The organism is Vibrio splendidus (assembly GCF_024347615.1).
GTDB classification, from domain to species: domain Bacteria; phylum Pseudomonadota; class Gammaproteobacteria; order Enterobacterales; family Vibrionaceae; genus Vibrio; species Vibrio splendidus.
Genome location: NZ_AP025509.1, coordinates 231,373 through 246,765 on the forward strand (window position 1 = coordinate 231,373; position 15,393 = coordinate 246,765).

At 44.2% G+C, this 15,393-nt stretch carries 12 protein-coding genes; 6 read left to right on the plus strand and 6 right to left on the minus strand.

The annotated features are described in order from the left end of the window. Window positions 1-13 precede the first annotated feature (13 nt). Both OCU90_RS18445 and torT read right to left on the minus strand, forming a co-directional pair. Window positions 14-469: a methylglyoxal synthase gene (locus OCU90_RS18445; protein ID WP_004730260.1), complete on the minus strand. Its 456-nt coding sequence runs from the start codon at window positions 467-469 to the stop codon at window positions 14-16. Window positions 470-529: 60 nt separating this feature from the next. Continuing rightward, window positions 530-1,477 carry a TMAO reductase system periplasmic protein TorT gene (torT, locus tag OCU90_RS18450; protein WP_240513410.1) on the minus strand — a complete coding sequence of 316 codons (948 nt, stop codon included), beginning with the start codon at window positions 1,475-1,477 and terminating at the stop codon, window positions 530-532. On the opposite strand from torT, the gene OCU90_RS18455 reads away from it, so the two are divergent. Beyond that, window positions 1,422-1,586: a hypothetical protein gene (locus OCU90_RS18455; protein WP_231903598.1), complete on the plus strand. Its 165-nt coding sequence runs from the start codon at window positions 1,422-1,424 to the stop codon at window positions 1,584-1,586. The genes torT and OCU90_RS18455 overlap by 56 nt on opposite strands. 64 nt (window positions 1,587-1,650) lie before the next feature. Then, on the plus strand, window positions 1,651-4,668 hold the full coding sequence (gene torS / locus OCU90_RS18460; protein ID WP_061023396.1) for a TMAO reductase system sensor histidine kinase/response regulator TorS: 3,018 nt from the start codon (window positions 1,651-1,653) through the stop codon (window positions 4,666-4,668). A gap of 234 nt (window positions 4,669-4,902) precedes the next feature. On the opposite strand, the gene OCU90_RS18465 is transcribed toward torS, so the two are convergent. The 3 genes from OCU90_RS18465 to OCU90_RS18475 all read right to left on the minus strand — a co-directional run bounded on the left by OCU90_RS18465 (window position 4,903) and on the right by OCU90_RS18475 (window position 10,375). After that, window positions 4,903-7,257 (minus strand): fatty acid cis/trans isomerase, encoded by a 2,355-nt coding sequence (locus OCU90_RS18465; protein WP_061023399.1) that lies wholly within the window; start codon window positions 7,255-7,257, stop codon window positions 4,903-4,905. A 157-nt stretch (window positions 7,258-7,414) separates the two neighbouring features. Further along, window positions 7,415-9,079: a VRR-NUC domain-containing protein gene (locus OCU90_RS18470; RefSeq protein ID WP_061023401.1), complete on the minus strand. Its 1,665-nt coding sequence runs from the start codon at window positions 9,077-9,079 to the stop codon at window positions 7,415-7,417. 57 nt (window positions 9,080-9,136) lie between these two features. Then, window positions 9,137-10,375, minus strand: coding sequence for an L-lactate MFS transporter (locus OCU90_RS18475; protein WP_061023403.1), 1,239 nt, complete (start codon window positions 10,373-10,375; stop codon window positions 9,137-9,139). Window positions 10,376-10,969: 594 nt separating this feature from the next. On the opposite strand from OCU90_RS18475, the gene OCU90_RS18480 reads away from it, so the two are divergent. After that, a complete protein-coding gene (locus OCU90_RS18480) occupies window positions 10,970-11,350 on the plus strand; it encodes a hypothetical protein (protein ID WP_004730275.1) in 381 nt (126 codons plus the stop codon). A gap of 189 nt (window positions 11,351-11,539) precedes the next feature. On the opposite strand, the gene OCU90_RS18485 is transcribed toward OCU90_RS18480, so the two are convergent. Continuing rightward, window positions 11,540-11,884: a YajD family HNH nuclease gene (locus OCU90_RS18485; RefSeq protein WP_004730279.1), complete on the minus strand. Its 345-nt coding sequence runs from the start codon at window positions 11,882-11,884 to the stop codon at window positions 11,540-11,542. Window positions 11,885-12,159: 275 nt separating this feature from the next. Here OCU90_RS18485 and yghU point away from each other — a divergent pair, with 275 nt between their 5' ends. The 3 genes from yghU (at window position 12,160) to OCU90_RS18500 (ending at window position 15,393) form a co-directional block, all read left to right on the plus strand. Further along, on the plus strand, window positions 12,160-13,017 hold the full coding sequence (gene yghU, locus OCU90_RS18490; protein WP_017082522.1) for a glutathione-dependent disulfide-bond oxidoreductase: 858 nt from the start codon (window positions 12,160-12,162) through the stop codon (window positions 13,015-13,017). Window positions 13,018-13,334: 317 nt separating this feature from the next. Then, entirely contained in the window at window positions 13,335-14,471 is a 1,137-nt protein-coding gene (locus OCU90_RS18495; RefSeq protein WP_081089983.1) for a hypothetical protein, read from the plus strand. A gap of 16 nt (window positions 14,472-14,487) precedes the next feature. Next, the gene (locus tag OCU90_RS18500; protein WP_099426169.1) at window positions 14,488-15,393 is read left to right on the plus strand and encodes a metal ABC transporter solute-binding protein, Zn/Mn family; all 906 of its coding nucleotides are present in this window, start codon (window positions 14,488-14,490) and stop codon (window positions 15,391-15,393) included.

Genomic DNA, 15,393 nt, shown 5'->3' on the forward strand with positions numbered 1-15,393 from the left:
GAGCGCTGAACCATTAAGTTCGCTCAGCTAGGTACGCTTCGTAGTCTGGGATCTCAATGATCACTTCTTCTTCAAGCAGTGAAGAGTTAAATAGGAAGTTAGCGGTAGCACGGTTGGTTGCCACTGGAATGTTCCAAACACTTGCGATACGAAGCAGTGCTTTTACATCTGGGTCATGTGGTACGGCATTCAGTGGATCCCAGAAGAAAATCATCATATCGATCTTGCCTTCAGAGATAAGCGCACCAAGTTGTTGGTCACCGCCCATTGGGCCGCTGATCATGCTCTTGATTGCTAGGCCAGTTTCTTTACTTAGTAGAGAACCCGTTGTGCCCGTTGCATAAAGGAAGTGCTTTTGTAGTTTTTCTTTGTTCTCTGTGACCCATCTAAGTAGCTCAGGTTTGAAATGGTCATGAGCGACCAAAGCGATATTCTTATGCGTTGGCATAGTACGCGTCGTTTTTTGCATGAATGTTCCCTAAATGATTGTTTCGTTTTTATTGTTTTGAGTTCTTCAGCCAATATAGCACTAAGGATTCACACTGAATACCGGACGAAACTCAGAAGGTGACAATGAGTCGGCGATAATTTGATCTTTGAGTGTTGCCGGTGTCAGTGCTTCAATCATGGGTGCACTGTGTTCTTCATAAGGTTGACCGCGTAAGTAACTGGTGGCTTGTTTTACCGATAAGCGACCTTGCTCAACCATTTTATCTGTTGGTGCAAAAAGCACCTTGTTACGAAGTAAGCCGCGGTAGGTTCCGTGACTTAGGTAACTTGAAATTAATCCAATTTCTTTGGTTTTACCGGCTGCTCTCAGCTCACTTATCGCAGCTTCAATCGCGACTGCGCTTCCGACAATATATTGAATCTCCGGCTGCTCGATGACTTGTTGTACCAAGTTTCTTTGCAGTTCTTTATCGTTGTCTGCCCAATAGCTTATCGCAATTTTGATATCGCTCGATTTGATTGCATCATAAAACCCAAGAGCTACAGGCTTAGTACCGCCACTTGATTGTGGGCCAAGTAACAAGGCGATAGGTGTTTCGCCTGATCCTTTCGGATGTCGTTTCGACAAAAACTCTCCGACTTGAAATCCCATTTGATACCAGTCGACACCGACCGTGCCTTTCAATACCTTTTGTTGTTCTTCATTGACGGTTAACTCATTCACCGTAGCAAACACAGGGGTAGAGCCAACCCAATCCGTAAGATTGTCATGGTAAGCATCGGGTGAAACTGTGCCTAAAATAATGGCGTCGGCTCCCCATTGTGTGCAGAGCACCAACTGTGACGCTTGCTTACCAATGTTTGGGTATCCGCCGGCTTCTAATACTCTTAGCTCAACTTGCTGCTTTTCTGCTTCAGAGACCATGCCGTAGTTAACAGACAACCAGTAAGAATCCTTAAGGTGCGGATAAATGGCACAAATTTTCTCTTTATGTGATGTGGCTTCGGCAGGTTTTATTGGGCTCAAAGGCTCGCTAGCACTCGCGACAGAGGTTACTGTGGCCAGTAGTGAGAGAATGATTTTTGAAGCTAAAGGTCTAGATAGCATGAATTGCCGTTTTATTGGTTTTAGATAAGAAACACTGCAAAATATAGCGTATTCTGCATGGGTAAAGAAGAACGTTTTAAGGTTTAAAGTTTATGTTGTTAGCCTCAGCGAGTATTGGACGCAAGCTACTGGCCTCATTCTTAGTGATGGCACTGTTGGTTCTATTGTCTGCATTGATTGGTGTTTCTGGTTTTAGCTTTGTAGCAAAAACGGAAAGAAACGTCGTCGATTCAGCGCTTCCTGCCATGATCGAAGCTCGTCAAGTTTCTGAGTTGAGTAACCGTATTATTTCGTCGGTACAAACGCTTTCTAATGCGAGAAACGAGGCCGAACGAAAAGAGGCTGGCACTGTGTTGTTTGGCCAGCTTGAAGCACTTCTTCAGCATATCAAAGAGCTTGGTGTCGACAGTTTTGATTCGCAACTTCTCAATAAACTCGAAAACAATGTTCAAAGCGTTATTAACACACTGGCTGAACTGGGTGTCTCGGTTGAACGTAAGCTTTGGTTAAGCAAGGAATTGACGTCTCGTGTTGAAGAGATGCGTCTACTTGCCGAAGAGTTAGAGCAGCTCACGCGAACTCAAGTACTGAATACTGCCACCATTGCGGTTGCTAACGTAACGCACATCTACGACCTGCTAGAAACCAAAGAAACCGATAGAGCCTACCAAGCCTTAGACGCACTTGTTGAAGTTGATCTTGATTTGTCTGAGCGTCTGCACGAATTGCATTTGCTGGCGTTCAAGATGCTCAATCAAATTGAAGAAACGCAAACCGTCACCAACGTTGAACGTATTCATCAAATCCAGTCTGAATTCGAATCCAACCTAAGAATCATGGCGCGCCGCGTTAAAGCGGTGGAAGATCCGACTCGTTCTGCGCAGATGTCTCAGTTGCTTGAAGAGTTGAGAAAACGCCAGGTCGTGTTTGATATATCGCTAGAACAATATGAGAACACCAAAAAGTCAGAGTTTCTGATGCAAAATACGTTGGAGCTGTTCTCTCAGCTCAATACAACGGTTAACCAACTGGTTGATGATTCAAACCGAAGCACAAAAAAAGCGGTTGATGAGCTGACGAGTACGCTGAATCTGGCTCAATGGTCGCTGTCTGTGATTTCGGTTATTGGTTTGGTTATCGTCGCATTTATCGTTTGGCGAGTGGTTTATATCTCGGTTGTCAAACGCCTTACTGAATACTCATCGGCCTTGATGTCTATCGCACAAGGTCGCCTGAATATTGATATCTCGGTTAAGGGTAATGATGAGTTGGCTCATATGGGCGAGGCAATCATCACCGCCAGAAACACCGCGCAAGCACTACAAGTGGTCGCGGTTGGCGAAGCTAAGGCAAAACGTGAGCTCGAAGAGCACAAAGAGCACTTAGAAGAGTTAGTAACAGACCGAACTTATCAACTGCAAAAGACTAATGAGAAGTTGAATGTCGAGGTGGGTAACCACGCTAAAGCTCGCAATGCGGCAGAACAAGCAAGCCGTGCCAAGTCTGCTTTCCTCGCGACGATGAGCCATGAAATACGAACGCCTATGAATGGCGTATTAGGTACGGCTCGATTGCTTAAAGATACCGGCTTAGACCCGCTGCAATCAGGCTATGCGGACATCATTAACCGCAGTGGTAAGAATCTACTCGCGATTTTGAATGACGTACTGGACTATTCAAAGATAGAAGCTGGACATCTAGAAATACGCGCGGCTTCTTTTGACCTTTACCAGATGGTTCAAGATACCTATCAGTTAATGGAAGGGCGCGCCGCTGAGAAGAAGCTTAACTTTGATTTTCACATTGAAAGTGACGTTCAACGCTATTGGCGTGGTGACGTAACGCGAATCAGCCAAATATTGAATAACTTGGTCGGTAACGCGATTAAATTTACGGAAAGTGGCTCGGTCGATATCTTTATCAGCTTAGATATCGAAGATGAAAATAGAGTGATGTTTGAAGTGTCAGATACCGGTGTCGGTATTGATGCAAGTGAACAGGCGTGTTTGTTTGATGCCTTTACCCAAACCGATAGCGGCCGCAACAAAACCGGTGGCACAGGGCTTGGATTGGCGATCAGTAAAAGCATCATGTTGGCAATGAATGGGGATATTGGCGTTCATTCGGAAGAAGGCGAGGGCAGTCAGTTTTGGTTCTCATTGCCACTTGAAGTAGGTGAGAAAATTGAAACGAAAGCAACAGTCATTGAAGCTTGTATCCGAGCGAAGGTACTTCTGATTGAAGACAACCCTGTGAACTGTATTGTTGCCGAAGGCTTTTTGAATAACCTGGGCCACGATGTTGTGATAGCGACAACCGGACAAGAAGCGAGAGCCATATTCAGTGAGCAAGAGTTTGATATTGCGCTGGTGGATATTAACTTACCAGATTGCGATGGCGTCGAGCTAATTCAACAGCTTAAAGACGATGCGCTTCAGCATGAGAATGAAGAAAACGTAACACGCAAAGTACCACCAATGATCGCAGTATCGGCTCACGTGTTTAACGAGGAAGTGGAAAGCTACTTGTCGTCTGGCTTTGATGGCTTCTTGCCTAAGCCGCTAGAAAAAGAGGCACTTTCTCAGCTCATTGTGACACAGCTTGATGGCAAGGCTTTGTTACTGCCACAACCTGATCCTAACGATTCTATATGCAGTCAAAACAACAAACCTCAACGTAATAAAGGCAACGAGTTGTGCTCATCTCAGATGGTGAGCGTCGTCTCTGATCTAGCCATCAAGGCTTTGCAAACTGAAGACGAAGGAGAGATTCCTGTGAAACTGATTGATTCCAAAGTGATAGAGGGTGACCTATCGATTCTTGGATTGGATAAAATGAAACAGATCGTTGTGCTGTTCGAGGAGAGCAGTAACCTTACCTTGGATGAATTAGTCGAGGCAAGCGAAGCCGATAACGGACGAGAAGTGAAGTCTTTGGCGCACAAGCTCAAAGGATCGGCGGGCAGTTTAGGTTTATTAGCACTGTACAATTTGTGTCAGAGTATTGAAGCTAGCGAACAACCATTATTGCAGTACCGAGATAATGCCCACGCTTTATCTGAATTGGTTAAAGACTCGTTAGAGGCGCTACTAACTTATGTTTCCGCTTAATGATGTGATCTTGCTTTAAACTTGATCTAATCAACAAGTCAAAAAAATCCTCTGAACGAATATTCGTCAGAGGATTTTTTATACCGCGCAAGTCAGCGTTCTTTCTGAAAAGCTAACCAAGGCTCAAGGGTTATCTCCGAGGTTCAAGGCTGTATAGCTAAGTCTTAGGAGCTAGAGCCACGTCTTAAGGGCTAAAGCCAAGGCCCAAGAGCTCGAACTAAGGCTTATCGCTTACTACCTATTCTCAAAGCGGTTGTAATCCAACAACCCAAACTCGATCGGTTGATCTTGTTGATACCAACGATGTATGCGATCACTGAACGGCCAGAACTCGCTAGAACTGCGTCGTACCGCAAACTTATCCAGCAGCGCCACGTAGTCTTCTTCTGTGTTTAAATTTTGCAGCGTTTTCACCAGAGTCGGTATCTCGCTCTCGGTTAAAGACAGGTAAGCGGCAGGGTAGCTACCGACAACGCCTCGTACGAGCGTTAAGTCATCATTGGCGTAATCGCGGTTACCTTCTTCATTAAACAAGCTTGAAATGTTGCTGTGCGCATTATTGTGAATCATGGTGAACAGCTGTTCTTCGCCGTTTTTGCCTTCAATCATGATCATCACTAATTGAGGAACATGACGCAGGCCAACTCCCTTTATCAAATTCACTTGGTTAAGCAGTGCTTCGTTCTTTCGACCAAAACCTGTTTCGACAATATCAAAACGACTATCGAGGACAGGTGCGAGCTTATCTTTGATCATATTGAGCAGTTCACGCTTAGGATCGGCCGTTTTGTAAACCACACTTGTTGGTTGGTCGAAAGGGGCGATATTGCGTTGCAAGTAATCGCTCAGTTGTGCACTTTGGTTTTTGTACCAACTTGAGTGTTCAATATGGCGAACATCTTTAGGAAGAAGGGTTAAGAAGTTACTTTCACCCTCAAGGCGCAAGAAGTCCATAAACATACGCGTAATCAGCTGGTGGCCGAAGTTTCCGTACACATCGAAACCTGCGACAAGAAGGTAATGAATGCGCTCTAGTAAGGCGTAATCAAGGATCCATGCTGTCTTAGGCTGTGAACCAACTAAACCCTGAACAACCGAAGCGCTATCGAAGTGTCTAAAGATAGTGAGAGCGGCATTTGGGTTGATGCCATCGCCATCCCAAATTATACCGGTGTCTAGGTTCACGCCACTATCGAACCATTGGTTGGTGAAGTCTGATTTCGCATTTAGGTATCGAGCCTGTTGCTTAGAGTAACGTACCCAGTTAGTCGCTGGTACGGTGTTACTTTTTAGCTCGCTAGGTAGTTTTAAGTTTTTCTTCTGGCTGGCGTAGAAAGCGTTTATTTCTGGTAAATCGGCTTTCTCTGGATCAATGAAGAAAACCCAAAAACGGTCGTTAATCACATTCAAGGCAAGTTGACCACGACACACCGGCCCTTTGATAAAAGCCATGATGGTGTTTTGCGCATTGTCCAACATGAAATGGAAGCGCGAGTTTACTGGCAGCGCTTCAAACGAAGTCATAGGGTTAGCTGCGACATCAATGTTGTAGCTAGGGAGTTGTTTCACAGAGTAATTAGCATCGACAAACCAAGTGATCCACTTTTGTAGTCGTTCTTTATTGAGTGCGAAAGGCATGTGCGTTTTGTCGACGATGGTGCCTTGTTCTGGAATCAGGCGGTAGTAAACACGTTCTACTTTTGGATCGTCGTATGGGCGACGAGTCGTGATGCGTTGCACCGCTTCACCTGGAGGCGTTGCAGAGCGAACAAGGGTGAAGAAACGCGTTGGCTGCGCCAAATCAGAGAAGTAGACGTGCGATAGAAACAGGTGCTCATAGATGTAACGTGCTGAAAGCTGGCTTTTATTGTCGCTCTTATTGAGAGAGCTTTCGTAGACATTAACGAGCTCTTGCTCCGCATTATTCAGTGGAATGTGGTCATTCATTAACGCGCCATTTTCTAACCAACTCATTAAAGTCGCGTATTCTGTTTTATCTAAGTTCGGCATCCCATAAGGCATCCCCCAAGTTGGGTAATCTCTCTCGTATTGGGCATATTCTTCAATCGTTGGGCACTGTTGGTCGCGATCGGTTGAAAAGTCGAAACCTTCAAGCTGGGTTTGATCTGGAAGTGGGTGGTTCTCTTTCTGGATCAACATTCGAGAAACAAGACCAGCATCTAGGTTAGCCGTTGAATTCTGCATACGTTCGTTGAGGACTGGATGAAAATCCGCATCGCGCCACTCTTGTGTGGTTAAAGCATCTTCAAACAAACGAGTAGGGGCTGAGGCGGTTAAACGGGTGCCTTGATAAACGAGTGCCTTGCTCGCACCTCGGTCGATACCTTCTACCGAAGACATCTTGAGCTGGCAAGGTGCGTCATAGCAAGCGTGACAAACCACACATCGGTTATCAATGATGGGCTTCACTTCATCAATGAAGTGCTGTGCTTGAGCCGATAGAATAGGCGCTTGGCGATCGCGAACTTGTTGTTTGCCAAACAGGTCGTCGAAGTTTAAACCCGCGTAGACGGCACAACCTGAGAAGACGCTAACAAAAGCTAAAATGAAGAGTTTTTTCAAATTCATACGTATTTATATATTAAGCATTTTCTCTAATTATATCGAAAATGATTGAAAATGCTCATGTTCTAACAATCTTATAGATAAGATCTTGATGGGACTGAGCAACTTATCGAGGTGAGTCACTCACCCAAGGTTGGAGTTTGGAGTGTCGAACTAAGGCTTACTGATTGACGTAACAAACAGAGAAAGGGACAGACAATCGCTCAAACTCTTTGATCCAGCGCCATTGGTTGTCTTGCAGTTTGTCTCCGGGGCCTTTGACTTCAATCCAATGAAACTCTTTGTCCTTGAATGCAATCAAATCGGGCATCCCAGTTCTAAATAGCTTTAAATCACTCAATATCACTTTGAAAAGATCAACAATCAAGGCGTTGGGAATAGCCTCCATACTGTGCTCGACGAGTGATCTGGGGAAGTAGTTCCAATGGACAAATGGGTTGGCGATACCGTGTTTTTGGTCGTAAATATTGAGTAAGTGGTTCAGCCCATGCTTGGATATAGTCTGAAACACCGCTTCGACCTGTTCGGCTCGTTTGTCTGCGAAATCGGAATGGTATAGATCCAGAGGTCGATGTTGGTATCGATTGATAAAGGCGCCTTCAACATCTGAAAAAATGACCTCCCAAAAGGCCAAGCCGAACAAGCCACATAGAAAACTGTTCTCAGAAAAATAAACATCCCATCCTTGGCTTTCAAGGTGTTGCTTTACCGCAAGCTCAACTCGCGTTTGGCTTAGGTTTAACTCCAGCTTTATCTGTTCGCAATTTGGTTTTGAAGCGCGCGGAACTTTGTGTCCTTGTTTCCGTAGTAGCCTGTCTTCAAGCTTAATAGCAACTTCTAACTCTGACACATCCGATGGAGTAGCTTTCATTTGCGTGACAATGTCACACATTAAGTCTAGCTCACCTTGTTTGTCGTAGATGCGTGCAAGTCGCTCTCTGCTAGGGGGAAGTGTAGATTGCCTGAACCAAAAGACAGCTTGGTCGTTAAGGTTTAACCGTTCTAGATCGCGAGCAATATCATTGATTAAACGCGATCGTTTTCTGGCTATGCTCCTGTGCCCCGATTCAGCGGGTATCGATTGTAAAAGGAGTTCAAGAAACTCTGGGTCTTTGCGGTTACCTTCTGAATACAAGCGTTGAATATCGCGCATCTGGAGTAATTGATTGAGTTGATCTCTAGAAGTGAAGAAGCGGCGCTGCTTGCTTAATGGGTAGTTCTCAAAGGTATTGAGCCCAAGGTCGCTTAACACGAACTGGCTTAAGTCTTGATAGGTGTTAGCAAAGAACAGCAACAGTAATACATCGATAACTTGAGATTCGACGACGTAAATACAGTCGAAGTTTAGGTTTTGAAATTGATCAAAAGGTTGTTGCTCAAGCCGTAACAACAACTCATCTTTCTTGGCAGTTCTGTGGTTCTTAAGGGCGGGGAATATACTCAACAGCTCTGGTTTAGTGAGTAAATGCAATCCGAGTTCGACATTGCTAATGACAAGGTCATGTTGTTCGGCGGGATGACTCAACGCAATAAAGCCTGCGGTGCTTAGTTCTTGTAGTGCGGTATTTAAATCAGGGATCTCAACATAGTTGAGTTTATCGCTGCGAAACCAACGGCCTTTACGAGAAAGCAAACGAACCATTGAACATTGGCTTGAAACGGAAAGACGTTTGTATGCGGACAACCAACGACATTCATCGTCACTTAGAAGATCGGTATAGAGCGTTTGAGCGTGTTCAACCAACCGATTGAAGTTATCGAGATAATAAGTAGAGGAGAGCTGAAGAGTGGTTTCTATCGTCAATGGGTTCGTCGCTTGATACAAAAAGAGCCTAACCCTAAGGTTAAGCTCTTCAGTAACAAATTCAATTTTTTCTGATGATTAAGCTTGAGATGCTTTTAGTTCAGAAACTTTAGCTTCAGAGATTGGCTTCGTGATGATTGCAAGAACAATACACACTGCCATCATAGCTGCAGAGATTGTGTAAGCTAGGCCGTAACCTTCGCCGTTTGTCATTGAGTAACCAACAACTGCTGCACCGATAGCGCCGCCGATACCCCATGCCGTGTAAAGCACGCCGTAGTTAGTACCGTAGTTTTTCAGGCCGTAGAACTCAGCAGTCAATGTTGGGAATACTGCTAGAAGCGTACCGTAACCAACAGCTGCGATAGCCGTACCAATGATTAGCGTGAATTCAGAGTTGAACGTAGCGAATAGAGCCATGTTCGCGCCTTGAAGGATGAACGCTAGAAGTAGAGTACGTACGCCACCGATTTTATCTGCAAGCATACCCGCAGCAACACGGCCGCCTGAGTTGAATACAGCAAGGATAGACGCTAGGTAAACTGCGTTTGGTAGGTTCGCTTGAACGCTAGCAATCGTAGTGATGTTACCGATGATCATGAGACCAACAGAAGCAGCAAATGCGTACATGATCCATAGAGAGTAGAACTGAGGAGTCTTCAGCATTACTTTCCACGTTAGGTCTTCAGTCTTCTTAACTGCTTTAGGTGCTTGGCCTGCTTTTACTTTAGGCTCAGCTGGCGTGTAATCCGCTGGTGGGTTGTTGATTGTTGCTGCTAGAGGTACTGCAATCGCAAGTACGCCGGCACCAAGAATCATAAAGCTTGTTTGGATACCCATGCTGTCGATTAGCGCAGAAGTGAGTGGCGCTAGGTAAATAGCAGCAAGACCAAAACCTGCAGCGATTAGACCGTTAACCATCCCTTTCTTAGAAGAATGGAACCATTTCATTGCTGATGGCGAAAGACATGCGTAGCCAAAGCCGATACCAGCACCTGTCATCACACCAAACGTTAGGTTTAGCATCATAGGAGTCGTAGCGAAACCAGAAGCAATCATACCGAGGCCAGTAAGCGCTGTACCAAGAATAAGGATCTTACGTGGGCCCATACGGTCTTGTAGGATGCCTGCAACAAGAAGACAAACAGAGAATGTGATAGTTGCAATAGCGTAAGGTGCAGATGCTTCAGCAGCACTCCAACCAGCTTCGGTGACTAGCGCCTTGTTAAATACACTCCAAGCATACAGGATGCCAAGACAAAGGTTGATACAGAAGCCTGCTAGCAGGATACGTGATGCTTTATCAATCTTGCTCATTTTTATTCTCAGTTTTGTCGTTGGTTAGTGGTGAGCCACTTAACTAAAGACGGGTTATTGTGATTGTTTCTTCAAAATTAGTTTGCGTTTATCAACAGACAGCGCAAAAGAGCGCGGATTATAACCAATAAAAATGTGATTGGAATCTCTTTTTCCATTTTTGGTAAATAAACTCAAACTTGTTAATAAGTTGTTTTTTATTGGTTTTGCAATTGTATTTAATACCTTTCTGTTTTGTTCTTTTTAACGTGGCGATCCTATTTTTAAAGGTGTTCTTCGATAAGTATTTCTGAATTTCCACGTATTCCGTGCGGATATCACAGAGTTACGAATTATTTTAATTATTTTCTAAGGTTAATTTTGTGTAACAAAATAAATCGAAGTGGAGCTTTGTCCATATGAGACAAGGAGTAACGAAGTTTTATTAAAAACAAAATGTTAACCAGTTGTTATGGGCGGTTTTTGGCGGTACCTTTGCTTACATTTTGTTCGATTGGAGGGGTTGTGTTGTTGAAAAAAAGTGGGAAAATAGTACGCAAACTGAGATTCCAAATTTGAAAGGATGCGTTTCCAACTTATGGCGAGGCGAGTATTATGAAACTGTTTTTAATTCTATTGATGTCAATTTCTGGTGGTGTAGCGGCAGCTGACCATATCCACTCTTTCTTGTTTGGCTTCTATATTGCTGCATTGGCAGTGGGTAGTTGCTATTGGTTAGCTTTCCGTAGCACGCGTTTCCCACAGTTAGCTCTAATGTTATTGATGTGTGGCTTTTTCGCGAAAATTGCAGTGACAGTTGTCGGTGTTTCTTGGGGTATCTCGAACGATATCATTCAATCGCCGTTCATTTTCTCATTGTCATACCTGTTCTTCTTAGTGGTTGTGTCTTACGTTTGGTTTGCATACCGCGATAAGTTGACGCTAAAAAAGCGCGCTAAGCAGGTAGAAGACTCTCGCAAGCAAGCGGCTGCATAATTGCAGAACTAATACAGAATTCTAAAAAGAGCTTTCTTCGGAAGGCTCTTTTTGATCTGGCCTTAACTTGAGTGAACTCTAGCTATAAGGCAGATAAAAGAAACCCCAGTATGGTGACATACTGGGGTTTCTTGTTATTTATCTAGTATCTAGCCGCTATCATCTAGCAAATACAGGTCTTAACGCGTGTTACTTCTTCATCAACTTCGCTAGATCGGCAAAGGGATTGTGCGTTGCTGATTGATGGTCGTCTAAACGAGCCTTGGCATCAACGCCGTAACGGTCATGGTCTGTGTATTTTGAATGCTCATGATCGTGACAGTACAAGCACAGTAGTTCCCAGTTGCTGCCATCTTCAGGGTTGTTTGTATGGTCGTGATCCACGTGGTGAACGGTAAGCTCTCTCAAGTTTGAGTAAACAAATTCACGTGCACATTTACCACAAACCCATGGGTACAGTTTTAGTGCCTTTTCGCGGTAGCCTTTCTCTTGGCGAGCGTACGCTGCACTCGAGCCTGTGTAATCAGAAGACATTGCCAAATCCTTATCAATTGTAATCTCCCGATTTTATCACAGCTTTCTGGAAGCTGTAGGAATGTCGTGACTAAATCACGTGTCGTACTAACCTATATAGGGCTTAGGTTTGATTGAGCACTTATCTTTTACGTGTACTATCTCATAAAGCAGGTTATGTCTTTCTGGAATAAGCCATGCTTAACAGTTTGAAAAGAAATTGTATTTAGGGGTTTTAACCAAGGGAGCGTGACCTAATATCAGTTAAAGCTACCCTATATTAATAAGGAAATATCATGTCAGAACAATACACACCGCCAAAAGTTTGGGTTAACGATACTGATGGTGGTAACAAGTGGGCAAATATCAATAGTCCTGAATCTGGCGCTCGCTTTGATAAAGAGCTTCCTGTTGGTGATCATGCTTTTCAATTGTATTCCCTTGGTACACCTAACGGTCAAAAAGTCACTATCTTGCTGGAAGAGTTGTTAGCGGCAGGTGTTAAAGAAGCTGAATATGATGCGTACTTGATCAACATTGGTGAGGCGGATCAGTTCTCTTCTGGCTTTGTTGGTGTAAACCCGAATTCGAAAATACCAGCACTTGTTGATAAGTCTGGTGACGAAGATGTGAATGTCTTTGAATCGGCATCCATCTTGATGCACTTGGCCGAAAAGTTTGGTCACTTTTTACCGAAAGAGGGCGCAGCTCGCACTCAAACATTAAATTGGTTGTTCTGGGCGCAAGGCTCTGCACCATTCCTAGGTGGTGGCTTTGGCCACTTCTATGCTTACGCCGATGAAAAGCAAGAATACCCAATTAACCGTTTTGCGATGGAAGTGAAGCGTCAACTAGATGTATTAGACAAACAGTTAGCGAATAACACGTATGTGGCAGGCGAAGAGCTTAGTGTCGCAGATATCGCGATTTGGCCTTGGTATGGCAACCTTGTACTAGGTAAAACATATGATGCCGCTGAATTCCTTCAAGTTGAGTCTTACGCCAACGTAGTTCGCTGGGCGAAGCAACTAGAAGCGCGCGAAGGTTTCCAGCGCGGTCGAGTGGTTAACCGTTCATTTGGCGAAGAGTGGGAGCAAGTACCAGAGCGCCATTCTGCAGAAGACATTGACCGTGTTTTAAAGCTACGCCCGTAGTGATTTTAAAACGATAGTCGACACCAGTATCCTAGAGTTTGTTTTAGCGGCCAACGTTAACTCAAACTCTAGTTTTTTGTTCCATCGAATCATTCCTTCCTTATATCAGCCTTTCGATAAATACAGTTACTATTCGCTTTCACTTGTCAATTGCTGTTTTTATTTATGTAATTGAATATTAATGGCTTTTACCCTGTTTAATACCCTGTTATTAGAGTTATTTCATACTTTATTACATTTCAACGATTAACTATTTATTGTAATGTTATAACATAACAATAAATTAATTGGTGATGTATCTTAGAAAGGAAAAAGTTGTGAATAAAAAATTGGTTTCTCTAGCGGTTGGTAGCATTCTCGTTTCCCCTGTTTTTGCCGACACGTTGTCGAACCCTCAAATTGGTGTCGTTCTTGATGGGTATTATCAAGACGGTCAACGTAATAACTCAGAGCGCGGCGAAGGCTTTGGTCTTGGTCATACAGAACTGAACATGTCTGCGAATATCGATGATAAGTTTTATGGCTCTTTGACTACGGTTATTGAAACTCACGATGATGAGACTGAATTACTGCTCGAGGAAGCTTTCATTGAAACACTGACGATGCCTTACGGTTTAAGCATTCGAGGTGGTCGTTTCTTGTCTGATTTCGGCTACCTAAATAACCAACATATGCATACCGATAGCTTTGTTGAGCGTCCTGCCGCTTACCGTACATTTTTAGGCTCTCATTATTACGATGATGGTGTTCGTGCAAACATCGTTCTTCCTACAGATCTGTATGTGAAGTTCGGTGTTGAAGCGCTAAGTGGTAGTAAGATGTCGTCTGTTGATGATGGCTCTGATGTGGGTGTTTACACTACAACTCTTAAGCTGGGTGACGACTTTTCAGAGTCATCAAGCTGGCAGTTTGGTTTGAGCTACTTACGAAATGAAAACGGTAAAGTTCGTGAGTTTGGAGAGCATGATCACGGGCATGACCACGACCACGATCATAGCCACGGCGCGGCGGTAACGGGCTCAAACTTATACGGTGCTGACTTTGTATGGAAGTGGGCTCCAAACGGTAACTACAAATACCAAAACTTCACGCTTGCTGCTGAATACATGTTGTTAGATGGCATCGTCGATGACAAATTCAAAAATGACGCAGAATCACCAGATACACTAGCAGGCTACTATGTATCGGGTGTCTACCGATTTAGCCCAAGCTGGTCTGCTGGCTTGCGTTACGGTGAAGCAGAAAGCTATGATGGACACGCACATGGTGACCACATGCACTTTACTGCAATGAACGACAAAGAAGCAGATGCAATGATCGCTTGGGATTCATCTCATTTTGGTACAGTTAGAGCGCAATACTCTCGCGTTGAAAACCAAAGTAAAGAGACAGATAACGTATTTACCCTTCAGTATGTGATGACCTTTGGGGCGCACGGTGCTCATGCATTCTAGGAAACTCCTACTTACAATGGCAACGGGTGTTGCCATTGTATCCTCATCTATAATGGTATCTTCGCCTGCAATGGCGTTGAATATTTTCGTTTGTGAGCCTGAATGGCAAGCACTTGTTCATAGTCACGCTCCTGATGCCAACATCTATTCGGCGACTACGGCTAAGCAAGACCCGCACTATGTTCAAGCAAGACCATCACTTATTGCCAAAATGCGTCAAGCAGATATGGCAATGTGTTCAGGGTCTGAATTAGAAGTAGGCTGGTTACCAATGCTGCAAGTACGCAGTGGTAATCCTGCGGTTCAAGATAGCGCGCCCACCATGTTATACGCGAGCGATATGGTAGGTATGCTTGATACCCATGACCATGTCGATCGAAGCATGGGAGACATCCATGCTCACGGAAACCCACATGTTCAGTTTGCTGCTGAATATATGATTCCTATATCGAGAGAGGTCACCAAGCGTTTACAACTGCTTGATCCTGACAATGCACATATCTACATGCGAAATGGAATGAAGTTTCGTGCCAACTGGCGTAATAAATTGGCAGAGTGGGAAGCGAAAGCAGAGCCGTTACAAGGTAAAAAAGTGGTCGGGTATCATGCTACATATCGTTACCTCTTTGACTGGTTAGATATGGCGCAAATTGCTGATTTAGAACCTAAGCCTGGGATATCACCGACTACGTCACATTTACAATCATTGACCAAGTTGGATCCTGCTTCGTTTGATGCGATTGTGTATTCATCACACCAAGACCAACGTCCTGCTAATTGGCTTAACCAGCAAATCAACAAGCCTACGATACAGCTACCATTGACGGTTGCAGAAGGTCAGAACCTTGACCAAATGTACGATCAAGTCATTGATGAATTGCTTAGAACGCTCGTTAACCCAGACACATCAACGAGATCATAA